The organism is Burkholderia sp. Bmkn7, from assembly GCF_041103175.1.
GTDB lineage: Bacteria > Pseudomonadota > Gammaproteobacteria > Burkholderiales > Burkholderiaceae > Burkholderia > Burkholderia cepacia.
On sequence record NZ_JBGCUH010000003.1, the window covers coordinates 1,543,209 to 1,567,609 of the forward strand.

Below are 24,401 nucleotides of genomic sequence, written 5' to 3' on the forward strand. Positions count from 1 at the left end.
TCGTCTACATCGGCGCCGTGGCGCGGACCGGGGCCCGCGGCACGGGCACGGCTTTGCCGGTCATGAAGTCAGCTGCGCGTTCGGCCATCATCATGATCAGTGCGCTGGTCGGCCCGCGGATGATGCGCGGGATCGCCGATCCGTCGACTACACGCAGGCCGGTCACGCCGCGCACACGCATCTGCGTATCGACCACGGCCGCCGCATCGTCGTCGGCGCCCATGCGGCACGTGCCGACCGGGTGATGAAGCGTGATCGCGATACGGCGGATGAATGCGTCGACGTCGGCATCGCTCTGCACGTGCGCACCCGGCGCGACCTCTTCGTCGATGAAGGGACGCAGCCCGGCCTGTGCGCCGATTTCGCGCATGCGCCGGAACATCTCCCGGGCCGCGATGCGATCGTTCTCGGTGGCGAGGAAGTTTTGCTCGATCCGCGCATGTTGAGCCGGATCGGCCGACTTCAGCGACACGCGACCGCGGCTTTCGGGCGTGAGGAAAATGCCCTTGATCGCGAACGAGTCGGAATACGCGTGCCTGAACGGCTCGAAGTACGGCGCGGCGTTCATGGCGCCGGCAGCGAGGATCAACTGAACGTCCGGCAGCGGCAGATGCGGCTGGCTTCGAACCAGCCCGAGCGCGGCGGCGGGGATCTTGCCCGAGAAGCCGTTGCCGCCCGCCAGCGTGCGCATGACGTCGAACGCGATGCGGTCGGCACGCATCATCCGGTGCAGCGGCCCCGGTTCCTTGCGGCTCCAGCGCAGGTCGAACACGATGTGGTCGTGGAGGTTGGCGCCCACGCCGGGCAGTTCGACCTTCGTCCCGATGCCATGAGCGCGCAGGTTGTCGGTCGCGCCGATGCCCGAGAGCATCAGCAGTTGCGGCGAGTTGATCACGCCGCCGCAGAGGATGACCTCACGGCGCGCGTCGGCACGGTAATCGGTATCGCCGCGACGGTATTCGATCGCGGTGGCGCGGGGTGTGCCCCGGTCGGTATCGAGCACGATCCGCCGGGCGAGCGCCCCGGTCACGAGCGTGACGTTGCCGCGCGCGAGCGCCGGGCGCAGATAGGCGACCGCGGCGCTGCAGCGCAGGCCGTTGCGGATGGTGGCCTGCATCGGCCCGAAGCCTTCGACGGATGCACCGTTGTAGTCGTCGTTTTCCGGATACCCGCACGCACGCGTCGCGTCGAGGAAGCCGCCGATCAACGGATCGCGATAGTCGAGCCGGATCACGGTCAGCGGGCCGCGCCCGCCGCGCAACGACGATTCGCCGCACTCCCAGGATTCGGAACGCTTGAAGTACGGGAGCACGGCGTCGTACGACCAGTCCGTCAGGCCGAACTCGTCGACCCAGGCTTCGTAATCCTCACGAGCGCCGCGTGCGTAAGCCATGCCGTTGATCGACGACGAACCGCCCACCACCTTGCCGCGCGCGCACTCGATTCGGCGGCCGTCCATGCCGGGTTCCGGCTCGGTGAAATAGCCCCAGTCGAAGAGCCGGTTCTTCAGAATCTGGCCCCACGTCAGCGGCACCTTGATGTACGGCGAACGATCTTGCTCGCCGGCTTCGAGCACGAGGATGCGGACGTTCGGATCCTCGCCGAGCCGGTAGGCGAGTGCACAGCCTGCCGAGCCGGCGCCGACGATCACGTAGTCGAACGTATCGGTTTTCATTGCCGCACCTCGCGATGCGTGATGGCCGGGCGGGCCGGCGCAACCCGCGAACGCGGGGCGCGGCGACCGGCCGGAACAGGCGTCGAACGAACCATGATGTCTCCAGGTGGGCCTGAACGCAGGCCTCTCGGTTGTGGGTTCATTCGATTGTGCGTAACCTGAAACATATCTTCCAATACGTATTGCATGGCCATCCGATACCCGGCTGGCTATGGGCGAGGGGACTGTGCGCGGATTCGATTCGTATCTCACTTTTCAGAAGCTCGAGGTGTTCTGCACGGTGGTCGAGCTCGGCAGCGTCACGCGCGCGGCCGACCGGCTGTGCATCGCGCAGCCGGTCGTGACCGCGCACGTGCGCAGCATGGAGAAGCGGCTCGGTTATGCGCTCGTGAAGCGCGCGGGGCGCAACATCGCGCTCACGGAGGCCGGCGAGCGGATCTATCGATGGGCGACCGAGGTCATCACGCGCACGCGCGAAGTCGAGCGCGAGCTTGCGGGCCTCGAGCAGGGCGAAATGGGCAACGCGGTCGTCGCGACGTCGATGTCGATCGGCTCGTACGCGTTGCCGCCGCTGTTCGCCGATTTCCACCGGCGGCAGCCGGACGGGCTCGTGACCGTGCAGATCCTGACGCCGCAGGCGGCCGTCGATGCGACGCGCGTGGGCGGCTGCGATTTCTCCGTCATCCTGATCGCGGCCAACCAGGATCTCGACGGGCTCACGATCCTCCCGCTGTGGGAAGACGAACTGCTGCTCGTGTGCGGCGCGTCGAGCCCGTGGGCCGCGCAGGCGGCCCGCGATCTCGACCTGCGCCGCGTGCCGTTCGTGAGTACACCGCGCAACCAGCCGCGCCGCGAGCTCGAAGAGGCATTGCTGCGCGAGCGCGGCCTCGAGCAGCGCAAGGTCGTGATGGAGCTCGGGCATCCGGAAGCGATGAAGCACGTGGTGCGCGAGAACCTCGGGGTGAGCTTCATGTTTGCGTCGGCGGTGCGCGCGGAGGTCGAGCGTCGCGAGCTGGTGGTGCTCGATCGCCCCGATCTGTCGATGAAGGTACCGATCTATCTTGTGCATCGCGACGACAAGCGCTTTTCGGCGTTCCAGGCCGAACTCGTGCAATTCATTCTCGATGCCGCGTCGCCCGGCACGGCAGCGCACCTGTCGAATTCATAGTCGGTCGACTATCTGTTCGGCGATCAATAGCTAATAGACCTATGGTCGGTCCGGTTCTAAGCTGGCCGGGTGCTTGACGGTTCGCATCGAGACGCGATGCGGACTTGCGCACTGCCAGTCAACCCGAAAACAGGCCGACCCATGTGTACTCTTCATCTTCAATCCGGCGGCGCCGCCGCGTATGCGGACGACGCCGGGCGTCCCGCCGATGCGCCGGATCCCGCGCTCGTCGAGGACCTCGTCTGCGCGAACCGCATCCTGTTCGCCCAGGGCATCGTCGATGCCTTCGGCCACGTCAGCGTCCGTCACGACAAGGATCCGCAGCGATTCCTGCTCGCGCGCAACATGGCGCCCGGTACCGTCGACGTCCAGGACATCGTCGAATTCACGCTGGACGGCGTGCCCGTCAATGCCGGCGGGCGCGCCGTCTATCTCGAGCGCTTCATCCACGGCGAGGTCTACAAGGCCCGTCCGGACGTGCAGGCGATCGTGCACAGCCATTCGCCGACCGTGCTGCCGTTCAGTGTGACGAAACGCACGCCGCTGCGGCCGGTGTGCCACATGAGCGGATTTCTCGGCGCGGGAACGCCCGTGTTCGAGATCCGCGAGACGGCAGGCGATGCGACGGACCTGCTGGTACGCGACAACGCGCTCGGCGCGGCGCTGGCGCGGCGGCTCGGCAGTGCGGCGTTCGTGCTGATGCGCGGTCACGGTTCGACGGTGGTCGCGCCGACGCTCAAGCAGGCCGTGTATCGCGCGGTCTACGCGGAAGTGAATGCGCGCATGCAGATCGAGGCGCTGCAACTGGGCGACGTGGTCTATCTCAGCGAGCAGGAAGCCGCGACCGCTTGCGCGAATATCGAAACGCAGGTCGAGCGCCCGTGGGCGCTGTGGAAGCAGCGCGTACAGCGCGAGCAACACGTCGGCGCGCGCTGACCGCGATCGACTGAAAGAGGAGACGAGCATGAACGAGCAGTTGATGACAGGCCGCTTGCTGATCGACGGCGAACTGGTCGAAAGCGAGACCGGCGAGTGGGTCGAGTCGATCAATCCGGCCACCGAGGAAGCGATCGGCCGGGCGCCGGCCGGTTCGCGCAAGGACGTCGCGCGGGCCGTCGATGCGGCGCAGCGAGCGTGGCCGGCGTGGGCCGAGCGCACCGGCGAGGAGCGCGGCGAGTTGCTGCGCGGGTTTGGCGAGCGCCTGCTCGAGCGCGCGGAGGAACTGTCGCGCATCGAGGTGCTCGATTCCGGCAACACCTGTGCACCGACGCTCGCCAGCATGCACGAGACGGTGCGTAGTCTGCGCTATTACGCCGGGCTCGTGCACGGGCTGCACGGCGAGACGATCCCGGCCACCGGCCGGCATCTGCACATGACCGTGTACGAGCCGTACGGCGTCGTCGGCCGGATCGCCGCGTTCAATCACCCGGCGATGTTCTCGGCGGCGCGTACCGCGTCGGCGCTCGTGACCGGCAACACGGTCGTGGTGAAGCCGCCCGAAACGTCGCCGTTGTCCGTGCTCGTGCTCGGCGAGGTCGCGCGCGACACGTTGCCGACCGGCGTGTTCAACATCATCAACGGAACGGGGGCGGAGGTCGGCGATGCGCTGGTGCGCCATCCGGACGTGAAACGTCTTGCGCTGATCGGGTCCGTGCCGACCGGGCGCGCGATTCAGCGCAGTGCGGCGGAGGTGGGCGTCAAGCACGTGACGCTCGAGCTGGGCGGCAAGAATCCGATGATCGTGTTTCCCGACGCGGATCCGGACGCGGCCGCCGAAAGCGCGGTGCGCGGGATGAATTTCTCGTGGCAGGGACAGTCGTGCGGATCCAATTCGCGGCTGCTCGTTCATGACGACCTCTACGACGACGTGCTCGCGCGGGTCGTCGAGCGCGTGGCCGCGATCCGCGTCGGCGATCCGATGTCGCCCGACACGGACATGGGCCCGATCAACTCGCGCAAGAGCTACGAACACGTGATGAGCTTTCTCGATCCGGCGCAGACGCACGGTGCGCGGCTGATGACGGGCGGCCGTCGCCCGCCCGGGCGCGCATTCGAGAAAGGCTTCTGGGTCGAACCGACCGTCTATGCCGATGTCACGCCGGCGATGCGGCTGTGGCGCGAGGAAGTCTTCGGCCCGATCCTGTCGGTCGCGCGATGGCGCGATGTCGACGAAGTCGTCGCGATGGCCAACGACACGGAATACGGGCTGTCGGCCGCGATCTGGACCAACGATATCCGGCAGGCGCTCAACACCGCGCGCCGCATCCGCGCGGGCAGTGTGTTCGTCAACGGCAGCAACACGCACTTTCTCGGCGTGCCCTGGGGCGGTTTCAAGAACAGCGGCGTCGACCGGGAGGAGGGGATCGAGGAGATGTACAGCTACGTCGAGAAGAAGGTCATCAACGTGATGCTGTGAACGGCGCGATTCACCGCGGGCCGTGCCCGTCATCGACGGCGGCGGCCGGCGGCGACGGGCACTCTCCACTCATGGAAGCCGGATAACGCGGGCAGGAGCGAGGCACCGGGCGGGACACACGAAGCCCGCGCGCGTCGATCAAATAGTTTTCCTAATAAAAATGACGACCGGCACATGGAAGATACGCATGCGACCGGCGCGTCGATCATCGATGGATTGGAGACAGTATCCGTGAGAATGAAGGCAATGGCCGTCGCGCTGGCGACGGTGTCGTGCCACGCGCACGCGCAGAGTTCGGTGACGCTGTTCGGCATCGTCGACAACGGCATCTCGTACGTGAGCAATGCGGGCGGCAAGTCGCTCGTGCGGGCGATGTCCGGCATCCAGGCGCCGAACCTGCTCGGGATTCGCACGGTCGAGGATCTCGGCGGCGGAGTCCAGGCGCTCGTCTTCATGGCGTCGCAGCCCGATCTCAACAGCGGCACGGTGCGCGGCGGGGCGCTGTCCGGGCGTGAATCCTATGTCGGCATCGTCACGCCGTACGGAACCGTGACGCTCGGCAGGCAGTTCGACTACATGTTCGACGAACTGTCGCTGCATCGCTGGGGGCACGAGATTTCCTATGTCAGCCTGTACCAGTTGCCGGGCGGCCCGTTCTCGAAGCTGGGCGCCGCGCTCGGCACCTTCGACTACACACGCATCGCCGGCGGGAGCGCGACGCCGAATGCGATCAAGTTCACGTCGGCGTACTATGGCGGGCTCCGGTTCGGCGCGATGTACGGCTTCAGCAACATCGCCGGGCAGACCGGCACCAACAACCTGTCGAGCTTCGGCGTGTCCTACGACAACGGGTCGTTGCGGCTGGATGCGGCCTACACGTATTCGAAGCAGGAAGGGATCGACAACGGGCACCTCGGTATCCGCAACGCCGGCGCGGGCGGCCGCTACGCATTCGGCGACTTCGCGCTCGACGCGCTGTACGTGAATACGCGCAACACGTCGACCGGCGCGCACGTCGATACCTACGAGATCGGCGGCTTGTACCGGTTCGCGCCGGACCTGTTCACGTACGCGAACTATCTTTACGCGAAAGGCAACCGGCAACTGGCCGGCAATCATTCGAACCAGGTCGGCATCACGCTCGATTACCTGCTGTCGAAGAAAACCGACGTCTACATGAGTGCCGTGTATCAGCAGGCGAGCGGCGGCGAGGACGTGATCGCGTCGGTATGCGGCACGTTCACGGCGTCGTCGGGCGCGCGGCAGACCGTGTTGCGCGTCGGCGTTCGAACGGTGTTCTAGGCGGGTGGCGCTCGTCATCCTGCCGGCTGGCGGATGTCATTGCGCCGTCACGTCGCGACAGAACGCATCGATCGCAGCGACCATCTGCGGCAGCCCGGGCTGCTCGATCGGATAGCGACCCGTGTTCTCCAGCTTCGTCACCTTGACCGGCACGCGGCGAATGCACGCGAGGAACGGCTCGCTCAGGTGCAGCGGCGTCCAGCGGTCCGCGGCCGGTTGCGTGAGCAGGACGCGGGGCAGACGGCGAAATCTTCCGGCTCGAGTCGAATAAATATCAATTTCGAGCGCTTTGATGCGATAAAAATTTCGAATGTGCGCGGAAATGAAGCGTCGACGAAGCATGGCGGGAGTCGTGCCGCGTCAAGTCAGAGACAGGAAATGAGCACGGCCTGTAACTTTTCGAGATGTTGGGCGCTTGTCGGCGCCGAGTCGGCCGACGATCATGTGGGAAGCCGGAAACCGGGGCGTTCCCGCTCCGCCAACGCAGGCTCCACACGGAAGAACCGGACATGAAATTGCTGCTCGTCGGCGCGACCGGACTCGTCGGGCGTCACGTCCTCGAAGTCGCGCTCGCCGATGCGCGGGTCGATCAGGTGATCGTCCTCGCGCGCCGCCCGTTGTCGCCGCACCCGAAGATGCGCGCGCTCGAGGTCGATTTCGATCATCTGCCCGACGCGGCCGACTGGTGGCATGCCGATGCCGTGATCTGCACGCTCGGCACCACGATGCGGGCCGCCGGCTCGAAGGCGGCGTTCCGGCGCGTCGACCACGACTATCCGCTCGCGGTCGCGCGGCTCGCGTACCGCCACGGCACCCCGGCCTACGTCCTGAATTCCGCACTCGGTGCGGACCCGGCATCGAGCATCTTCTACAACCGCGTGAAGGGCGAGGTCGAGCAGGCGCTCGCCGGCGTCGGGTTCGCGTCGCTCACGTATGTGCGGCCCGGGCTGATCGGCGGCAGCCGCGACGAATTCAGGCTCGGCGAGCGGCTGCTGGTGTTCGCGTTGAACGCGGCCCGCCCCGTGTTGCCGGCAAAGTGGCGCGTGAATCCCGCGTCGCGGATTGCCCGCGCGCTGCTCGACGCGGCGATCGACGCGCGGCCGGGCGTGCAGGTCATCGCGTCGGACCGGCTCGCCTGACGCGCATTCGGCCGCCCGCTTACCCGGTTATTCGCCTGACCATCCATCGAGCTCGCCGAACTGTTCGGCGAGCGCCGCCGTGAACGCTTCCAGCGCTTCGCTGCCGTCGCAGTTGCGCGGTGTCGCGAGCTGGAATTCCACCGTATGGCTCAGCTTGCTCGCGAGCAGCCGGCGCATCTTCCCGGCGGCGACCCACGGCGCCGCGACATGGTCGGGCAGGAAGCCGACATGCGCGCCGGACAGGATGAAGATCACGTCGGCGTCGACGTTTTCGGAGAACGCGGTCGGCTGCGCGTTGCGCAGCGCCGCACCCGACGTGTTCGTCTTGTAGAGCCGCGCGACGTTGCTCGCGCCCGCGATGTCGTTGACCGACACGGTCTTTTTCGCAAACAGCGGATGCCGGGCGCCGCAGTGCAGCGACTGGTGTTCGACGAACAGCGGCGTGTAGTGCAGGCCGGCCTGGTGGCCCGAAAAATAGCCGATCGCGAGCTGGAGTTCGCTTTTCAGCAGCCTGCGTTCCAGCTCGTCGGGCGGTACCGCGACCATCTCGATCAGCACGTCCGGCGCCCGTTCGCGAAAGCGGCCGACGCTTGCCGCGATCGATTCGACGACGTCCGGCGCCAGTCGCTCGGACAGCCCGATACGCAGCTCGCCGAGCAACGTGCCCGACACGTGCTGCGTATCGCGCGTGAACACGTCCATCGCGTGCAGGAGCCGCCGCGTCGACTGCAGCACGCGTTCGCCCTTCGGCGTCAGCCGGAAGCCGCTCTTGCCACGATCGCACAGCCGGAACCCGAGACGCGTCTCGAGCTTGGCCATCTGCGTGCTGATGGTCGAAGGCGCCATGCCGAGCGTGCCCTGCGCGGCGCTGAAGCCGCCGCTTTCGACGATCGTCAGAAAGAGCCGCAGCAGCTGCACATCCATGTCTCTCAAGCGGGTCAGCATGGCAATACGTCGCATTTCGTGAAGTTGGCTTATGTTAGTTCATATTTTTCGTCGGATGCCGGGGCGGCAGAATCGGGCACGAGGTCGCCAGCCGCGCGGCCGTCCCCCTTCAGACAGGAATCCGACGATGAGCCAGAACGATTTCGCCTTCACGCGCGACAGCCTCTACGGCACGCAGGCCGAGCCGACCTTCGCGGGCGCGACGAGCTTCATGCGCCGGCGTTTCAGCCGCGATCTCGACGGCGTCGACCTCGCGATCACGGGCGTGCCGTTCGATTCCGCCGCATCGCACCGGCCCGGCACGCGCTTCGGCCCGCGCGGGTTGCGGATCGCGTCGACGGGCATCGCGTGGGAGCGCCCGTGGCCGTGGTCGTTCGATCCGTTCGACGTGCTGGCCGTGGTCGACTACGGCGATTGCGCGTTCGATCTCGGGCAGCCCGAATCGGTGCCGGGCGCGATCGAGCGGCATGCCGACGGAATCCTCGCGCGCGGCTGCGCGATGCTGACGCTCGGCGGCGATCACTTCATCACGTATCCGCTGCTGAAGGCGCACGCGAAAGTGCACGGGCCGCTGTCGCTCGTCCATTTCGATGCACACACCGACACGTGGCCCGATCACGACGTCAAGCGTATCGATCACGGGACGATGTTCTATCACGCGGCGCGGGAAGGGTGGGTCGTGCCCGGACGGTCGGCCCAGGTCGGCATCCGGACGACCAACGACGCGCCGATGGGCTTCGACATCCAGGATGCGCGCCACGTGCATGCGTCGACGCCCGCCGCGATCGCCGCGCGCATTCGCGACCGGGTCGGCGATCATCCCGTGTACCTGACGTTCGACATCGACTGCCTCGATCCGGCGTTCGCACCGGGCACGGGTACGCCGGTCTCGGGCGGGCTGTCGAGCCATCAGGCGTTCGAGATCCTGCGTCACCTGGAGGGCATCAACCTGGTCGGCATGGACGTGGTCGAAGTGTCGCCGCCGTATGATCATGCGGAAATCACGTCGCTGGCCGGCGCGACGATCGCGCTGGAGTTGATCTGCCTGTATGCGTCGCGCCGGCGCGCCACGGAAAAATCGAACGATGACTGAACTCACCTGGCGCAAGGCCGTTCCCGACGATGCGGCCGCGTGCATCGAACTGCGCGGCAAGACGCGCGAGAACGCATTCACCGACGCGCAGTTGCGCGACCTCGGCATCACCGTCGAAAGCTGGGGCGACGGCATCCGGGCCGGCCTGGTCTCGGGCCGGGTCTGCTGCGCGAACGGGCGCATGGTCGGCTACTGCTTCGGCGACACCGGATCGGGCGAGATCGTCGTGCTCGCGATCCTGCCCGAGTACGAGGGGGCGGGGATCGGCAAGCGACTGCTGCGGCAGGTGATCGACGCGTTCGCCGCGAACGGCTTCACGTCGCTGTTTCTCGGCTGCTCGACCGATCCGGCGTCGCGCTCGTACGGCTTCTACCGGCATCTGGGCTGGACGCCGACGGGCACGCTCGACGAAGCCGGCGACGAAATCCTGACGTTTCAGATCGCGCGGCACGCATGACGGCACGCGTCGGAGGCGCGAGGCGCTGCGTCGATTCTTCGATTCTTCGATTCGTAAAACTGTTTCGTCATACCAAACGATAACGTGACCGCGGCGCCTGCGCTGACCTACGATGGAGACATTGCTTCCACCGTCCACCGAGCCGTGTGCACCCACTACCGCGCTCCCGATGAAGACCCGGGCATCAGCGAACTGAAGATCGGAATCGGCGACCTGTTCCGCCGCGACCCCTGGGCACCCGACGTGTATCCCGACTACGCGGCGCCGGTCGCGCGCGCCGACGGCGACGGCCTCGAGGTCGTCGCGGCCGTGTTCGGTTTCTGGCCGAAATTCATGCAGCCCGAGCGGATCGACGAGCACGGCCGAAAAAGAAAGAAACTCGATACGGTGAACGCGCGGGCGGAAACGGTCGGCGCGTCGCGGCTCTACGGCACCGCGTGGTGCAACGGCCAGCGCTGCCTGATTCCGGTGCGCTGGATCGTCGAGCCCTGTTATGAAACCGGTCGCAACGTGTGGCACCGGATCGGCGTCGCCGGCTGGCAACCGTGCTGCGTCGCCGGCATCTGGCGGCGCTACGAAGGCGCCGACGGCCGCGAACGCGTGGGCATGGCGATGCTCACGGTCAACGCCGACGCGCACCCGCTGTTCGCGCGGATGCATCGGCCCGGCGAAGAGAAGCGGGGCGTCGTGATCCTGCGCCGCGACGATTACGACGAGTGGCTGCACGTGCGCGACATCGAGGCAGCCCGGCGCATGCTGAACCTGCTCCCCGCCGACGACATGACGGCCGAACCCGATCAGGCATCGCCCGCGCGCACCTGAGCTTTCATTATTCCGACGTCCTGCTTTCGACCAAACCGGCCGAACGTGTGCCGATTATTCGGACGATTTCGAAAATCGGCCGATACCGGGTAATCACCGATATCTCGCAAGTTGTATATACAAGATCATCCGCTGGCAATGTCGGCACACGTCGTGCCGCTTGCGCGCCAGCGCGCAAACCGTGCGTGCGTGGCGCATGCCGGCGATCCACGGCGCCCCGCACCCGCAGAGCCGAAAGGGCGGCTCGCAGCTTCCCGTCTTGTTCGAACCATTTGTGATCCTGAGTATTTTGGAGATTTGCCCGTGTCAACGAATCCCAGTGGAAAAGCCGGCGGCCTGATCGAAGTCCGTTCGATCGACTTCATTCCCGACGCCGAGCGCCACGGCGGCCTGCTGAGCCAGTTCACCCTGTGGCTGTCGGCCAACCTGCAGATCACGGCCATCGTCACGGGCGCGCTCGCCGTCGTGCTCGGCGGCGACGTGTTCTGGTCGCTGGTCGCGCTGCTGCTCGGCCAGTTCGTCGGCGGCGCGGTGATGGCGCTGCACGGCGCGCAGGGGCCGCAGCTCGGCTTGCCGCAGATGATCTCGAGCCGCGTGCAGTTCGGCGTCTATGGCGCGATGATCCCGATCGTGCTCGTGTGCCTGATGTACATCGGCTTTTCCGCGAGCGGCTCGGTCCTGGCCGGGCAGGCCGTCGCGCAGCTGCTGCACGTCGACGACGCGGCCGGCATCCTGCTGTTCGCCGCCGTGATCGTCGTGCTGACCGTGTTCGGTTATCGCGCGATCCATGCCGTCGGCCGGGTCGCGAGCGTGATCGGCATCGCCGCGTTCGTCTACATGTTCACGCAGCTGTTCGCGAACCACGACATCGGCGCGCTGCTCGCGAACCGGCATTTCTCGCTCGCGAGCTTCCTGCTGTCGATGTCGCTGTCCGCGTCGTGGCAGATCGCGTTCGGTCCGTACGTCGCCGACTATTCGCGTTACCTGCCGCGCTCGACGTCGTCGGTCGCGACGTTTCTCGCGGTCGGCCTCGGCTCGGTGATCGGCGCGCAGGCGGCGATGGTGTTCGGCGTGTTCGCGGCCGCACTGGCCGGCAGCCAGTTCGCACACCATGAGGTGGCGTATATCGTCGGCCTCGGCTCGACCGGCGCCGTGGCCGCACTGCTGTACTTCAGCATCGCGTTCGGCAAGGTGACGGTGACGGCGCTCAACGCATACGGCAGCTTCATGTCGATGGCGACGATCGTCAGCGGCTTCCGCGGCAAGGGCGCCGTGTCGTCGAAGAGCCGCCTCGTGTACATCTTCGGGATGATCTGCGTATCCACGCTCATCGCGCTCGCGGGCCGCCATTCGTTCCTGAAGGAATTCACCGCGTTCATCCTGTTCCTGCTCGCGTTCTTCACGCCGTGGAGCGCGATCAACCTGGTCGACTACTATTGCTTCACGCGCTCGCGCTACGACGTGCCGGCGCTGTCCGATCCGGACGGCCGCTATGGCCGCTGGAACGTGATGGCGATCACGATCTACGTGGCCGGCATCCTCGTGCAGTTGCCGTTCATGTCGACGCACATCTACACGGGCCCGCTCGTCGATGCGCTCGGCGGCACCGACATCTCGTGGATCCTCGGCCTGATCGTGCCGGCCGTGCTGTATTACATCGGTGCGCGCGCGTCGCGCCGCAGCATTCCCGAACGCCTGATCCTGCCGCTCGAACGCGGCGAAGTTCACCACTGACGACACGTCACGCGCATCGGGCCGGCCGGCTGCCGGCCTGAATGCCGCGCGAGCCGGGCGCTGCCTGCGCCGGGTTCTTCCACACGTTTCCCTTTCGACGATGCCGGCGCGGCGCGGCTGCCGCGCGCGGTGTCGTTTCATTCTCAGACCATTGAATAGTATGACTAAGAAAATGACAGCCCGCGGCAGCGATGCCCGGGCGCGGATGGTGCACGCCGGTCTTCGCGTGACGGTGGCGGCGGCGTGCGCCGCCGGATCGGGCGCGGCGCTCGCGCAGGACGGCGTCACGCTGTACGGCGCGATCGACGAGTTCGCGCAATACGTGAACACGGGCAACGGCTATACGGCGGCGATCGGTTCGGGCGGCCAGTGGGGCAGCCGGTTCGGGCTGAAGGGCGGCGAGGATATCGGCGGCGGGCAGAAGATCGAGTTCGCGCTGGAGAACGGCTTCAACCCGAACGACGGCTCGCTGGCGAGTTCGGGCAGCCTGTTCAACCGGCAGGCGTGGGTCGGCATCGCGGGGCAGTGGGGCAAGGTGCGCGCGGGCCGCCAGAATTCGCCGCTGTTCAACGACCAGGGCGGACAGGATGCGTTCGGCGGTGTCACGCAGGCGTCCGGCATGGACAACCTGACCGTGTTCGCGTTCCGCACCAGCAATACGCTGTCGTACCAGAGCCCGGAGATCGCCGGTTTCCAGGGCGGGCTGTACTTCGGGTTCGGCGACGCGGGCGGCGTGCGCTCGGCGGGCGCCAGCCAGCAGTTCGACCTGACTTACGAACACGGGCCGTTCGGTGCGTTCGTCGCGGGCCAGTGGCTGAAGAACGCGACGGCGACCACGACCGATCGTACGATCATGGCCGGTGCATCGTACGAGATCGGCAAGGCGACCGTGTACGGCGGTTTTTCCGCGGTGAAGTGGGCCGATCTCGGCATCGATTCGCGCGTGTACGGGCTGTCGGTCAAATACCAGTTCAATCCGGCGAGCTACGTGGCGCTCGGCTACGCGTATCTGCACGACCAGTCGTCGCAAGGCAACAATGCGGACCAGCTCGGGTTGATGTACGAGTACGACCTGTCGAAGCGCACGAGCTTCTACGGCGCGCTGTCGTACCTGCGCAACCGCAACCAGGCCGGCTACACGCTGGCCGGTGCGGCGAACCCCGGCCTGCCGCTCGCGTATCCGGGCGCGAATGCGCGTGGCGTGCAGCTCGGCATCGTGCATCGCTTCTGACGTTGCCGACGCGCCGGGCCGGGTGCGCCCGGCGCTTTCCTCCGGCGCGCTCGCGCCGCTACTTCCCCAGCCGCTCCGCAAGCGAATGGCGCTGCATGCAGCGCTCCATCGCGTCGAGAAACGCGTGCTCGGCCGCGTTCATCTTGCGATCGCGATGCCACAGCAGGAACACGTCGACGTCGACGAGCCCTTCGTCGGGCGGCAGCCGCCACAGCCGCTGCTGGGCGATGTCGTCGCGCACGATGTGTTCGGGCAGGCAGCCGATCCCGTAACCCGCGAAGATCAGCCGCCGCACTTCCTCGAGGCTCGGCGACGATGCGACGATGCGCCCCGTGAAACCCTTCTGGTCGCGAAACACGGTGAGCGGCGACAGGCTGTCGCCGATCTGGTCGCTCGTGAACGACACGAAATTCTCGGCGAGCAGATCGTCCATGCGCAGTTGCGTCTGCCCGAACAGCCGGTGATGGCGGCCGCAGTAGATCGCATAACGCTGGCGCAGGAAGCAGCGCATCTCCAGCTTGTCGTGCGGCGTGCGGCACAGGCCGAGCCCGGCCGTGGCGGTTTTCTGCAGCAGCGAAGAAAGGATGTCCGACGAGCGCATCACCTCGATCTGCAGGTCGATGCGCGGATACGCGCGATGGAATTCCGCGAGGAATTCGTCGTAGACGGGCGACTCGATGCGGCTCACCGTCAGCAGCCGGATCGAGCCGGTCAGGTCGGCTGTGCTGTCGTCGATTTCGGTTTCGAGGCGCGAGATGCCGCCGTAGATGTCGCTCGCGATCCGGTACACGGCTTCGCCCGCCGGCGTCGTCGCGAAGTGCGTGCCGCGCCGCTCGATCAGTTTGCGTTCGAGCGTGTCCTCGAGCCGCCGCAATGCCTGGCTCACGGCCGGCTGCGTCACGTGCAGGCGCGCGGCCGCGCGGCTCACGCTGCGCTCCTGCACGATGACGAGGTAGGTGCGCAACAGGTTCCAGTCGAGACGGTCGTTCAGGAACGGGGCGAGGTCGGGGCGCATCGGGTCTCCGGGCGAGGCGTCGGGCGGGTATTAGTTGAATTTATACGGCGAATAATAACTTGAAATTTGACTAATGATTTGCGGTCGCCGATAAAGGAGGGGCGCCGCAGCGTGCGGCGCAAGGCCGCGACAGACGGCCGTCCACGATATTGCGTGTCGCGCCGCAGCGGCGCGCGTCAGGAGCCCGCATGACCCAGTCCCTTCCTTCCGCCCGCCAGCCGGGACGCGCCGCGACGGCCGCGTTCATCGGCACGATGATCGAGTGGTACGACTTCTACATCTACGCGACCGCCGCCGCGCTCGTGTTCGGCGAACTCTACTTCCCGTCGCATGACCGCTTCGTCAGCACGATGGCGTCGTTCGCGACGTTCGCGGTCGGCTTCTTCGCGCGGCCGCTCGGCGGCGTGATCTTCGGGCACCTCGGCGATCGCATCGGCCGCAAGAAGGCGCTGATGACGACGCTGATGATGATGGGCGTCGCGACCGTCTGCGTCGGGCTGCTGCCCGATTATTCGACGGTCGGCCTGCTCGCGCCGGTGCTGCTCGTCGCGCTGCGCGTGGTGCAGGGGATCGCGGTCGGCGGCGAATGGGGCGGCGCGGTGCTGATGGCGGGCGAGCATGCGCCGCAGGGGCGCCGCACGTTCTTCGCGTCGTTCGCGCAGCTCGGCAGCCCGGCCGGGCTGATCCTGTCGCTGATCGCGTTCCGTGCGGTCACGTCGATGGACAAGGCGGACTTCCTCGCATGGGGCTGGCGCCTGCCGTTTCTCGCGAGTTCGGTGCTGCTCGTGGTCGGCATCCTGATCCGGCTCGGCGTGAACGAGTCGCCGGAATTCGCGCGCGTGAAGGAAACCAACCGCACGGTGAAGCTGCCGGTTGCGGAAGTGTTCCGCTCGGCGTCGGGGCTCGTGTTCCTTTGCATCGGCGCGAACACGATCGGCATCGCGGGCGTCTATTTCACGAACACGTTCATGATCGCGTACACGACGCAGTACGTCGGCGTCTCGCGATCGCTGATCCTCGACAGCCTGTTCGCGGTCGCGATCATCCAGTTCTTCGCGCAGCCGGTCGCCGCGTGGATCGCCGAGCGCATCGGCGGCGCGCGTTTCCTGAAACTCGCGGCGCTGCTCGCGATGCTGTCGCCGTATCCGATGTTCATGCTCGTGCAAGGCGGCACGTCCGCGTCGCTGATTGCCGGCATCGCGCTCGCGGTGGTCTGCATGGCCGGCTTCTATTCGGTGATCGCGGGTTTCGTGAGCGACGTGTTTCCCGCGCACGTGCGCTATTCGGCGATCTCGCTGGCTTACCAGATCTGCGGCGCGATCGCGGGCGGGCTGACGCCGCTCGTCGGCACATGGCTCGCGCATCGCTTCGCGGGCCAGTGGTGGCCGCTCGCGGTGTTCTACACGTGCCTGGCCGGCATCTCGCTGCTCTCCATCGTCGCGATCGACGCACGCCGCGCCGCGCGGCCGGCCGCCGCCGAAGCGCTCGGCTCGCAGTGACCCTCAACGAACGAATTCATCCGGAGTGCACATGAAAGACCTGCTGGAAATCGACGGCGCCCGCTTGTGGCAGAGCCTGGCGGACATGGCGCGCGTCGGTGCGACGCCTCGCGGCGGCGTGCGGCGCCTGGCGCTCACCGACGACGATCGTCGCGGGCGCGACCTGTTCGCGCAGTGGTGCCGCGACGCGGGGATGACGGTGAGCGTCGACGCGGTCGGCAACCTGTTCGCGCGGCGCGACGGCGTCGATCCGCAGGCCGCGCCGGTGCTGATCGGCAGTCATCTCGACACGCAGCCCGAAGGCGGCCGGTTCGACGGCGTGTATGGTGTGCTCGCCGCGCTCGAGCTCGTGCGCACGCTGAACGACGCAGGCATCGCGACCGGCAAGCCGCTGGAAATCGTGTCGTGGACCAACGAGGAGGGCGCGCGTTTCGCGCCGGCGATGCTCGGCTCGGCCGTGTTCACGGGCGCGTTGCCGCTCGACGATGCGCTCGCGAAGCAGGACGCCGACGGCATCACGCTCGGCGCCGCACTGGACGCCTGCGGTTATCGCGGCGAGCGCGCGACGGGCGGCGCGGTCGATGCGTACTTCGAAGCGCATATCGAACAGGGCCCGGTGCTGGAGGCCAACGGTACGACGATCGGCATCGTCACGGGCGGGCAGGCGATCCGCTGGCTCGACGTGACGGTGACGGGCGTGGCCGCGCATGCGGGCACGACACCGATGCCGTATCGCAAGGACGCGTATTTCGCGAGCGCGCAGATGGCGCTCGAACTCGAACGGATCGTCGCCGGTCATGCGCCGCGCGGGCTCGCGACGATCGGGCAGGTCGGCATCCGCAACGCGTCGCGCAACACCATTGCCGGCGACGTGACGTTCACGGTCGACCTTCGTCATCATGACGATGCGCAAGTCGACGCGATGGAGCGCGAACTGCGCGATGCGTGCGCACGTGTCGCCGCGGCGCGCGGCGTGCAGGTCGCGATCGACACCTGCTGGCGCAGCCCGGCGACGCCGTTCGATCGCGACTGCGTCGAGCTGGTCGCGCAGGCGGCTGCGGCGTTCGGCTATACGAACGAACGGATCGTCAGCGGCGCCGGGCACGACGCGATCCTGCTCGCGCGCCGCGTTCCGACCGCGATGGTGTTCATCCCGTGCGTCGACGGCCTGTCGCACAACGAAGCCGAGGACGCCCTGCCTGCCGACGTGACGCGCGGCACGAACGTGCTCCTTCATGCGGTGCTCGCGCGCGCCGGCGTCGCGGCGAGCGTTGCCGCGGCGGCCGCCACGCAGGATGCGTGACACCGCGAACCGATCGATCGACCGACAGAACAACCGACGAGGGCAAACGATGAACACCTATTTCCATCCCGAGCAGCTGCTGCACCATCCGCGCAGCTACCTGTCGCGCGGCCGGATGCGCGAGCCGCAGGAAGTGCCCGAGCGCGCGGCGCGGCTCGTCGCGGCCGTCCGGTCGCTCGACTTCGACGTACGCGAGCCGGCCGACCGCGGCACCGCGCCGATCGCGGCCGTGCATGACATGAACTACCTGCGCTTTCTGGAAGAAGCGCACCGCGACTGGAAGCGGATGCCCGACGACTGGGGCGACGAAGTGATGTCGAACGTGTTCGTGCGGGATCCGAACCCGCTGCGCGGCGTGCTCGCGAAGGCCGCGCGCTATCTCGCCGACGGCAGTTGCCCGGTCGGGGCGAACACGTGGCGCGCCGCGTACTGGTCCGCACAGAGTGCGCTGGCGGCTGCGGCCGACGTCAACGACGGCGCACGCGACGCGTACGCACTCTGCCGGCCGCCCGGCCATCACGCGCGCCGCGACGCGGCCGGCGGCTTCTGCTACCTGAACAATGCGGCGATCGCCGCGCAGTCGCTGCTCGGCCGCCATCGCCGGGTCGCGATCCTCGACACCGACATGCATCACGGGCAGGGCGTGCAGGAGATCTTCTACGGCCGCGACGACGTGCTGTACGTGTCGATCCACGGTGACCCGACCAACTTCTACCCGGTCGTCGCGGGTTACGAGGAAGAGACGGGCGCGGGCGCCGGCGACGGTTTCAACCTCAACCTGCCGATGCCGCACGGCGCGCCCGAGTCGGCGTTCTTCGAGCGGCTCGACGACGCGCTGCGCGCGCTCGCGCGGTTCCAGCCCGATGCGCTCGTGCTCGCGCTCGGCTTCGATATCTACAAGGACGATCCGCAATCGCAGGTTGCCGTCACGACCGACGGTTTCGGCCGGCTCGGCGGGGCCATCGGCGCACTCGGGTTGCCGACGGTGATCGTGCAGGAAGGCGGCTATCACCTCGAAAGCCTCGACGCCAACGCGCGTGCGTTCTTCGGCGGGTTCGCCGCCGCGCGCTGACCGGCGCGGCGGGGCTCGATCGCGTGCGTGCGGATTGAGGTTTTCCGCGAGCATGCCGATAATTCGCGCATCTGCCTGGATGGATGCACGAAGGAGGGCCGCACGATGACAGCCGGCCAGATCACACGCGGTGCGATCGCGCTCGCCGCACTGGGCGCAGGGTCGCTCGCGAGCGCGGCGGAACCGTCGATTCCGCTGCGAGTCAGTCTCGTCATTCCGGAAACCTGCACGATCGACACCGGCGCGCCGCAGGCGGCTGCCGATGCCGGCATGCCGAGCGTCAGCTGCGTGCACGGCACGCCGTTCGTGCTCAGCCACGCGGCGCTGCCCGATGCGCGCCCGGCGCCGCGCGGCATCGGCACGGGCGCGCCGTCCGCATGGACCGTCACGTTCTGAACGGCGCGCCCGCCCGTTCATGCCGTTGAACGCTAGAAACTGATCGTCGCGGTGATCGTGTCGCTGTAGCTGCCGGGCGCGGGCGTGGTCTGCGCCGGCACCGCGCCGTACACGGTCACGACCTGCGCCGTGCCCGTGCCGACGCCCGTGACCGTCGCGCTGCCGCCCGTGCCGTCGCCCCATCCGATCGAGTGCGCGGCGTCCGTATACAGCCCGTAAGCGATCGTCCCGCCACCACCGCTGCGCTTCATCTGGCGCGCCGTCACGTCGCCGCTGCCGCCGCTGCTCAGCGCGATTTTCCACGCGTCGCCGTTGGTGCATTGCGCGGTAATCGTCCCCGTTGCCGCGAGCGTGCCCGACAGGATGCTCGCGGTGCCGAAGCTCACGTTGGTCGCGTTGATGTTGCAGTTGTTGATGACGTCCGCCGTCGCGCCGAACGGGAAGGTGCCGCTCGACGTCGTCAGCGATGCGCAGGTCGGCGCGACGAGCAGGTAGAACCCGGTGTTGATCGATGTCGTGTTGCCGCCGAACTGCTGCGAATAGGTCGTGGTGCTGTTGCCGGTCGTCGGCACGGTCGGCTGGTTTCCGGTGATCTGTCCGTACACGGTGACCGTCGCGGACGCGCTCGTGCCGAGCGCGGGTTTGGCGAGCGTGACGGACGCCGGTGTCGTGCCGGAATACACGGAGCCCCACGCGACCGAATGTCCACCGTCGAGATAGAGATCGTACTGCATCGCGTTCGTGCCGTTGACGAGGCTGCGCGGGCTCGTGCCGCCGAGGTTCAGGCACACGAGCACGTTCGGCACCAGCGAGACGGCCGACCACGTGCAGGTGACGCTGACGGTGCCGGTCGCGGTGACCGGCGCGTTGGAGATCGGGCTGACCGATCCGAAACTGACCGTCGACGCCGTGGCCGTGCAGGACTCGGCCCGCGCGTGATGCGGCACGCCGCACCACGCGGCGAACGCGATGACGAGCAGCAGCGCGAGCCTCATGGCGCCGCCCGGCAGGTGAGGGGCCCGAGGGTCGGCAGCGTGCCGTCGCCGGGCGCGGTGAACGCGAATTCCGTGATGCAGCGCTGCGTGCCGGAGTCGATCACGAGGTGGTTGTCCTCCTTCAGCCCGTCGATGAACGTGAGCCCGTCGTAGCCGACGATCGTATCCGCGCCGCTTTCGGCGTGGTGCACGCGCGCGCCGGCCGGCAGCGGGCGGCCCTCGGCGTCGCGCAGGATCACCGACGCCGCGCGATAGCGCGACACGCCGAAATGCGCGACGACACCCGATTGCGCCTGCGGCACGACCGTCATCGACGTGCGGGCGATCCGCGCATCGGCGGGCAGCTTCATCGAGTCGATCGCGATCTGGTTGTTCTGGTACGCGTTCAGGTCGGGCACGAGCAGGTGCCCCGCGCGGTCGGTCGTGCCGATCACGCGGTTCTCGTGCAGCACCGGAATGCCCGCGACGCCGTCGGTCGACACGAGCGCGAAGCCGTCGTCGATGCGGCGCGACACCTGCAGGCTGCTGTCCATGAACACGAGCGCGCCGCTCACGTCGAGCGACGCGCCGGTCTGCCGGTCGATCTGCTGCGCGGCCGCGATGACTTCGCCCGCGTGGCCGAGATACCGCAGTTGCGCCTGCCGGTAGGGCACCGCGCCCGTGCCGCCCGTCTGCACGCCCCAGCCCCAGCCGCCGCCGTAGTCGGGCGGCCGGCTCGCGTCGATGGTGTAGTTCGACTGGCCGCGCTGGCGGCCGACGGTCGTGTTGATCGACGTGTTGCGGCCGAGCCCGATGTTCAGCGACACGAACGCGCCGTTCGCACCTTGCTGCGCGAAGTCGCGGTACGCGCTCACGCTCAGCGACGCGAGATCGCCGAAACCCAGCGTGTACGACACCGTGCCGATCCGCGTACCCGGGCCTTGCGGCATCCGGAAGCCGATATAGCTCAGCGACAGGGTCTGGCGGTGCATGAACGGCAGCGCGAGCGTCGCCTGGTCGGTCGCCGCCGGCGCCGTCGCGCCGTCGCGCGATGCCAGGTCGCCGTAGCGGCCGAACGCGCGGATCGTCTGCGCGTTGATCGAGAAGCGCGGCTCGATCAGCTGGTAGCCCACGCTCACCTGCGTGCCCGGAAAGCGGCCGGCGCTGCCCGCGACCGCGCCGCTCACGACGCCCGCGTAGCCGAGCCGCAGCAGCGCGCCGACGCCGGCGTTGAGCACGCCGCCGGTCGCTTCCGCATGCCCCTCGACGGTCAGCGCGTCGGTGACGCCGCGCCGCATCGAGCCGCTGATGGCCGGCCGCGCGTCGTAGTCGAACGACTGCAGCCCGTAGTGGCGGCGCAGGAAGCCGGCTTCGAACGAATAGCTCGACAGCCCGGCGGACAGCATGCGCGTATCGACGTAGAGCGGCACGGAGGTCGCGACGGTGCGGCCGAGCGCGTCGCGCGTGATGACGGTCGCCTGGCCGGCACCCCTGATGCCCGGCACGTCATGGATGAGGAACGGGCCGCTCGGCACGTTGCCGGTGTACTGGCGCACGTTGTTGATGTAGAGGTCGACGGCCGACGGGACGGCGGCGGAGCCTGCGAGCGACGGGATCGGGAACGTGACGAGATCGGGGCGCAGCGCGAAGTTGCTGCGCCACTGGAAGCCGCCGATGCGCACCGAGCGCGTCCACGCGAGCGACCCGGAGATCGTGTCGCCGATCTGTGTCGTGCCCGGCCGCGCCGGGTCCGAGCGGCTCCATGACGTATCGAAGCGCGTGTAGCGCCGCTGGCCGTTGTAGAAGGTCGCGGCGCCCGTGGTGTCGAACACGCCGCCCGGATCGAAGTAGCGCACGTCGGTGTAGAGCGAGTACTGCCGGTCGCCGATCGTCTGCGCGTACGCCTCGTAGTTGATCGCGACGCCGCGCGACGCGCTGGCCGCCTGCGTGGGCGGCAACGCACGGCTGTCGACCGCGTATGGCCGGCGCAGCGAGTCGGGCATCTGCAGGTCGACGCTCTGGCGTGCCGCGTCGTAGCGGTAGCGCAGGCCGGGGATCGCGTCGAGGTCGACCGTCGCCGCGTCGGCGAGGCCGAGCCGGTCGGTGGCAACGCCGATCGTGCGCAGGTCGGCGCCGCTTGCCGACAGGTGGCCGTCGCGTTCGCGGAAGTGCGCGAGCAGCGTCGTGTTTTCGCCGTTGACGCTGACTTCGAGGATCACGTCGTGCGTGCCGTCGGTCATCACGAGCACCGGGAGTTCGTCAGCGCGCACCGGGCCGAATGCGAGCAGGCCGCCGGCCACGACGGCCGCGAGCACGGCGCGCGGCAAGCGGCGCGGCGCTCCGCGTCCATTGGCCGGGGCCATGCCGGCGCGTGGCGAAGGGGGCGAGGCCGGGCGGCGCACCGGCGGTCTAGCCCGGCGGCTCCACCGCGACGACCGCACTGGCCGGCTGCGAATTGACGGCCGCCCGCACCGTGACCTTGCCGCCGAGCGCGACGCCGGCCGGCAGCGGCACGCTCCACTGGCCGGTTCGGCCTGCGAGCGCGTAGCCGAGCAGCCCGCGCGTGAGCGGGTACGCGCGCCCGTCGCCGGTCACGAGTTCGACCGACGCGAGTTGCGCGCGCCGCGTGCCGCCGTTGTGCACGCGCAGTACCCAGCCGCCGTTGCTGCGCAGGAGCGCCCAGTCGAGCTGCGGCGCGCCGCTGGCGGCCGGCTCGACGAACACCGGAATCGAATAGCGCAGCCGGATCGACACGCCGTTGGCCGGTGCCTCGCCGGGCTGCGGCAACTCGTCGATCAGCAGCCGGTAGGTCTGCTCGGTACCGGCTGGCGTACGCGAAGCGCGCACGACGCGGATCAGCTGCTCGGCCTGCTTGCCGACCTCGATCAGCGGCGGGCTGGCGAGCAGATCCTGGGTGGGCGTCAACGCATCCTCGCCATTGGCCTGATCCCAGCGGAACACGCGCACCTGCCCGTACACCGGGCGCTCGCCCGGATTGCGGAGCGTGATGCCGGTGGCCGTGTCGTCGGCGCCGAATTCGATCGTGACGGGGGAAATCTGCAGCGACGCGGCGTGCGCGGCGCCGGCCGCGCACAGCAGCGCGGCGAGCGTTCGACGTAATGCGGACATGGGAAGCAGCGCCGGTCAGAAGTAGGCGGTTGCGGTGATGGTCGTCTGATAAGTGTCAGGCTTCGGCGTGGCTTGCGTGGGCACCTGGCCGTAGACGGTGAAGGACTGTGCGGAGCCCGTGCCGGTGCCGGCCACGGTGTCCGTGCCTTGCGTGTTGCCCCAGATCGTCGTCCGTCCGGCGTCCTGGTAGAGCTGGAAACCGACCGTCGTCGTCGTGTTGCCGGTCGCCGTGCCGGCCATCAGCCGGCTCGCGACGGTCGACCCCGTGACCTGGCCCGCGTCGAGACCGACGTTGTACGGCGTCGTATTGGTGCAGGTGACGCTCAAGGTCGTCTGCTGGTTGATCGCGGCGGACAGCACGCCGTTCGTGCCGAAGGCCAGCGGGTTCGCCGTGATCGTGCAGTTCGGTTGCAGCGTGAGCGTGACGTTGAAGGTGGCGGTCGACGTGCCGTTCGAATAGATGGCGGCGTCTGCGGCGGGCGTCGAAAGGCCGACTGACAGCGCGAGCGACAATGTGGTGGATACGATGGCGACTTTCACGCAGATCCCTCATCGATCGAATTTTCGTTGGATTTATGCCGCGTTTCGCAGGCCACGGTATCGCAGATGCTGATACGAACCGGCAATTCTTTCAATATTAAAATCGAGCCTGTTTCATTTTGTTACATCTGGATTGGGTGTTGAGTAAATAAAGTCGGGAAGCATTGCGATTTGTGATTTAAAGGCGCGAATTGAATGAGATATATTCCTGCGATGAAGCAAGTACTTCATGAATCATGCCGGATTCGGCCGTGATTTTTGCCTGAGCGGGCGGGGTGAATCAGCCTGTGCGGAATGGTTGATTAATGAATCTGGCGGAATTGAGAGAATGAAAAATGAATCATTCAAGGGGATTGGGTTGATTTCGGCAATTCGCAAGAGAATTTTATTCTTGTCGAAACGGGATTCGCGGATATTCCGGATATTCGGGCTTGAAGATCGAATGAAGTGGAATTGACGGTTGAAAACGAACGCGGCCGCATCGAGCGGCC

General features: G+C 67.6%; 23 protein-coding genes. 15 read left to right on the forward strand and 8 right to left on the reverse strand.

Translation table 11 applies throughout. The features are described from left to right. Positions 1-4: 4 nt before the first annotated feature. Positions 5-1,675, reverse strand: a complete 1,671-nt coding sequence (locus AB3K92_RS28725; RefSeq protein ID WP_369466323.1) for a GMC family oxidoreductase — start codon at positions 1,673-1,675, stop codon at positions 5-7. Positions 1,676-1,886: 211 nt separating this feature from the next. Here AB3K92_RS28725 and AB3K92_RS28730 point away from each other — a divergent pair, with 211 nt between their 5' ends. From AB3K92_RS28730 to AB3K92_RS28745, 4 genes are all read left to right on the forward strand, one after another. Beyond that, positions 1,887-2,843: a LysR family transcriptional regulator gene (locus tag AB3K92_RS28730; protein ID WP_230949566.1), complete on the forward strand. Its 957-nt coding sequence runs from the start codon at positions 1,887-1,889 to the stop codon at positions 2,841-2,843. A 141-nt stretch (positions 2,844-2,984) separates the two neighbouring features. Continuing rightward, positions 2,985-3,779 (forward strand): class II aldolase/adducin family protein, encoded by a 795-nt coding sequence (locus AB3K92_RS28735; protein ID WP_175849675.1) that lies wholly within the window; start codon positions 2,985-2,987, stop codon positions 3,777-3,779. 28 nt (positions 3,780-3,807) lie between these two features. Further along, positions 3,808-5,259 carry an aldehyde dehydrogenase family protein gene (locus tag AB3K92_RS28740; protein WP_369466324.1) on the forward strand — a complete coding sequence of 484 codons (1,452 nt, stop codon included), beginning with the start codon at positions 3,808-3,810 and terminating at the stop codon, positions 5,257-5,259. Positions 5,260-5,496: 237 nt separating this feature from the next. Continuing rightward, a complete protein-coding gene (locus tag AB3K92_RS28745; protein ID WP_226214668.1) occupies positions 5,497-6,561 on the forward strand; it encodes a porin in 1,065 nt (354 codons plus the stop codon). Between the two features lie 36 nt (positions 6,562-6,597). Here AB3K92_RS28745 and AB3K92_RS28750 read toward each other — a convergent pair whose 3' ends face one another. Then, a complete protein-coding gene (locus AB3K92_RS28750; RefSeq protein WP_021159554.1) occupies positions 6,598-6,903 on the reverse strand; it encodes a hypothetical protein in 306 nt (101 codons plus the stop codon). Between the two features lie 167 nt (positions 6,904-7,070). On the opposite strand from AB3K92_RS28750, the gene AB3K92_RS28755 reads away from it, so the two are divergent. Then, entirely contained in the window at positions 7,071-7,700 is a 630-nt protein-coding gene (locus AB3K92_RS28755; RefSeq protein ID WP_021159553.1) for an NAD(P)H-binding protein, read from the forward strand. A 27-nt stretch (positions 7,701-7,727) separates the two neighbouring features. On the opposite strand, the gene AB3K92_RS28760 is transcribed toward AB3K92_RS28755, so the two are convergent. Beyond that, a complete protein-coding gene (locus AB3K92_RS28760) occupies positions 7,728-8,645 on the reverse strand; it encodes a LysR family transcriptional regulator (RefSeq protein ID WP_059589963.1) in 918 nt (305 codons plus the stop codon). 127 nt (positions 8,646-8,772) lie between these two features. Between AB3K92_RS28760 and speB the strand changes: the two genes are divergently transcribed. The 5 genes from speB to AB3K92_RS28785 all read left to right on the forward strand — a co-directional run bounded on the left by speB (position 8,773) and on the right by AB3K92_RS28785 (position 13,982). Further along, positions 8,773-9,738 carry an agmatinase gene (speB, locus tag AB3K92_RS28765; RefSeq protein ID WP_369466325.1) on the forward strand — a complete coding sequence of 322 codons (966 nt, stop codon included), beginning with the start codon at positions 8,773-8,775 and terminating at the stop codon, positions 9,736-9,738. Further along, positions 9,731-10,195 (forward strand): GNAT family N-acetyltransferase, encoded by a 465-nt coding sequence (locus AB3K92_RS28770; protein WP_069253348.1) that lies wholly within the window; start codon positions 9,731-9,733, stop codon positions 10,193-10,195. The genes speB and AB3K92_RS28770 overlap by 8 nt, the downstream gene beginning before the upstream one ends. Positions 10,196-10,339: 144 nt before the next feature. Then, the gene (locus tag AB3K92_RS28775) at positions 10,340-11,017 is read left to right on the forward strand and encodes an SOS response-associated peptidase family protein (RefSeq protein WP_369466859.1); all 678 of its coding nucleotides are present in this window, start codon (positions 10,340-10,342) and stop codon (positions 11,015-11,017) included. A 303-nt stretch (positions 11,018-11,320) separates the two neighbouring features. Next, on the forward strand, positions 11,321-12,751 hold the full coding sequence (locus AB3K92_RS28780; RefSeq protein ID WP_369466326.1) for a cytosine permease: 1,431 nt from the start codon (positions 11,321-11,323) through the stop codon (positions 12,749-12,751). A 160-nt stretch (positions 12,752-12,911) separates the two neighbouring features. Next, entirely contained in the window at positions 12,912-13,982 is a 1,071-nt protein-coding gene (locus AB3K92_RS28785; RefSeq protein ID WP_369466327.1) for a porin, read from the forward strand. Between the two features lie 58 nt (positions 13,983-14,040). On the opposite strand, the gene AB3K92_RS28790 is transcribed toward AB3K92_RS28785, so the two are convergent. Then, positions 14,041-14,997: a LysR family transcriptional regulator gene (locus AB3K92_RS28790; RefSeq protein WP_027787919.1), complete on the reverse strand. Its 957-nt coding sequence runs from the start codon at positions 14,995-14,997 to the stop codon at positions 14,041-14,043. Between the two features lie 188 nt (positions 14,998-15,185). Here AB3K92_RS28790 and AB3K92_RS28795 point away from each other — a divergent pair, with 188 nt between their 5' ends. From AB3K92_RS28795 to AB3K92_RS28810, 4 genes are all read left to right on the forward strand, one after another. Then, positions 15,186-16,496 carry an MFS transporter gene (locus AB3K92_RS28795; protein ID WP_048023682.1) on the forward strand — a complete coding sequence of 437 codons (1,311 nt, stop codon included), beginning with the start codon at positions 15,186-15,188 and terminating at the stop codon, positions 16,494-16,496. Between the two features lie 31 nt (positions 16,497-16,527). After that, positions 16,528-17,799, forward strand: coding sequence for a Zn-dependent hydrolase (locus AB3K92_RS28800; RefSeq protein ID WP_059677611.1), 1,272 nt, complete (start codon positions 16,528-16,530; stop codon positions 17,797-17,799). A gap of 49 nt (positions 17,800-17,848) precedes the next feature. Further along, a complete protein-coding gene (locus tag AB3K92_RS28805) occupies positions 17,849-18,871 on the forward strand; it encodes a histone deacetylase family protein (protein WP_059498010.1) in 1,023 nt (340 codons plus the stop codon). Between the two features lie 105 nt (positions 18,872-18,976). Beyond that, complete coding sequence (locus AB3K92_RS28810) at positions 18,977-19,267, forward strand: hypothetical protein (protein WP_369466328.1); 291 nt, start codon at positions 18,977-18,979, stop codon at positions 19,265-19,267. Positions 19,268-19,299: 32 nt separating this feature from the next. On the opposite strand, the gene AB3K92_RS28815 is transcribed toward AB3K92_RS28810, so the two are convergent. The 4 genes from AB3K92_RS28815 to AB3K92_RS28830 are packed head-to-tail and all read right to left on the reverse strand — an operon-like array spanning position 19,300 to position 23,883. Then, the gene (locus tag AB3K92_RS28815; protein ID WP_176130955.1) at positions 19,300-20,262 is read right to left on the reverse strand and encodes a spore coat U domain-containing protein; all 963 of its coding nucleotides are present in this window, start codon (positions 20,260-20,262) and stop codon (positions 19,300-19,302) included. Further along, positions 20,259-22,604, reverse strand: coding sequence for a fimbria/pilus outer membrane usher protein (locus AB3K92_RS28820; RefSeq protein ID WP_369466329.1), 2,346 nt, complete (start codon positions 22,602-22,604; stop codon positions 20,259-20,261). Before AB3K92_RS28820 ends, AB3K92_RS28815 begins: the two co-directional genes overlap by 4 nt. 46 nt (positions 22,605-22,650) lie before the next feature. Further along, a complete protein-coding gene (locus AB3K92_RS28825) occupies positions 22,651-23,370 on the reverse strand; it encodes a molecular chaperone (RefSeq protein ID WP_048023676.1) in 720 nt (239 codons plus the stop codon). Positions 23,371-23,385: 15 nt separating this feature from the next. Further along, positions 23,386-23,883, reverse strand: a complete 498-nt coding sequence (locus tag AB3K92_RS28830) for a spore coat U domain-containing protein (protein WP_059649315.1) — start codon at positions 23,881-23,883, stop codon at positions 23,386-23,388. A gap of 256 nt (positions 23,884-24,139) precedes the next feature. On the opposite strand from AB3K92_RS28830, the gene AB3K92_RS28835 reads away from it, so the two are divergent. After that, positions 24,140-24,367 carry a hypothetical protein gene (locus AB3K92_RS28835; RefSeq protein ID WP_369466330.1) on the forward strand — a complete coding sequence of 76 codons (228 nt, stop codon included), beginning with the start codon at positions 24,140-24,142 and terminating at the stop codon, positions 24,365-24,367. Positions 24,368-24,401: the final 34 nt, after the last annotated feature.

Coding starts and splice junctions, on each gene's coding strand:
- AB3K92_RS28725 (WP_369466323.1), bottom strand. CDS start 1,675: ATGAAAACCGATACGTTCGACTACGTGATCGTCGGCGCCGGCTCGGCA.
- AB3K92_RS28730 (WP_230949566.1), top strand. CDS start 1,887: ATGGGCGAGGGGACTGTGCGCGGATTCGATTCGTATCTCACTTTTCAG.
- AB3K92_RS28735 (WP_175849675.1), top strand. CDS start 2,985: ATGTGTACTCTTCATCTTCAATCCGGCGGCGCCGCCGCGTATGCGGAC.
- AB3K92_RS28740 (WP_369466324.1), top strand. CDS start 3,808: ATGAACGAGCAGTTGATGACAGGCCGCTTGCTGATCGACGGCGAACTG.
- AB3K92_RS28745 (WP_226214668.1), top strand. CDS start 5,497: ATGAAGGCAATGGCCGTCGCGCTGGCGACGGTGTCGTGCCACGCGCAC.
- AB3K92_RS28750 (WP_021159554.1), bottom strand. CDS start 6,903: ATGCTTCGTCGACGCTTCATTTCCGCGCACATTCGAAATTTTTATCGC.
- AB3K92_RS28755 (WP_021159553.1), top strand. CDS start 7,071: ATGAAATTGCTGCTCGTCGGCGCGACCGGACTCGTCGGGCGTCACGTC.
- AB3K92_RS28760 (WP_059589963.1), bottom strand. CDS start 8,645: ATGCTGACCCGCTTGAGAGACATGGATGTGCAGCTGCTGCGGCTCTTT.
- speB (WP_369466325.1), top strand. CDS start 8,773: ATGAGCCAGAACGATTTCGCCTTCACGCGCGACAGCCTCTACGGCACG.
- AB3K92_RS28770 (WP_069253348.1), top strand. CDS start 9,731: ATGACTGAACTCACCTGGCGCAAGGCCGTTCCCGACGATGCGGCCGCG.
- AB3K92_RS28785 (WP_369466327.1), top strand. CDS start 12,912: ATGACTAAGAAAATGACAGCCCGCGGCAGCGATGCCCGGGCGCGGATG.
- AB3K92_RS28790 (WP_027787919.1), bottom strand. CDS start 14,997: ATGCGCCCCGACCTCGCCCCGTTCCTGAACGACCGTCTCGACTGGAAC.
- AB3K92_RS28795 (WP_048023682.1), top strand. CDS start 15,186: ATGACCCAGTCCCTTCCTTCCGCCCGCCAGCCGGGACGCGCCGCGACG.
- AB3K92_RS28800 (WP_059677611.1), top strand. CDS start 16,528: ATGAAAGACCTGCTGGAAATCGACGGCGCCCGCTTGTGGCAGAGCCTG.
- AB3K92_RS28805 (WP_059498010.1), top strand. CDS start 17,849: ATGAACACCTATTTCCATCCCGAGCAGCTGCTGCACCATCCGCGCAGC.
- AB3K92_RS28810 (WP_369466328.1), top strand. CDS start 18,977: ATGACAGCCGGCCAGATCACACGCGGTGCGATCGCGCTCGCCGCACTG.
- AB3K92_RS28815 (WP_176130955.1), bottom strand. CDS start 20,262: ATGAGGCTCGCGCTGCTGCTCGTCATCGCGTTCGCCGCGTGGTGCGGC.
- AB3K92_RS28820 (WP_369466329.1), bottom strand. CDS start 22,604: ATGGCCCCGGCCAATGGACGCGGAGCGCCGCGCCGCTTGCCGCGCGCC.
- AB3K92_RS28825 (WP_048023676.1), bottom strand. CDS start 23,370: ATGTCCGCATTACGTCGAACGCTCGCCGCGCTGCTGTGCGCGGCCGGC.
- AB3K92_RS28835 (WP_369466330.1), top strand. CDS start 24,140: ATGAATCATGCCGGATTCGGCCGTGATTTTTGCCTGAGCGGGCGGGGT.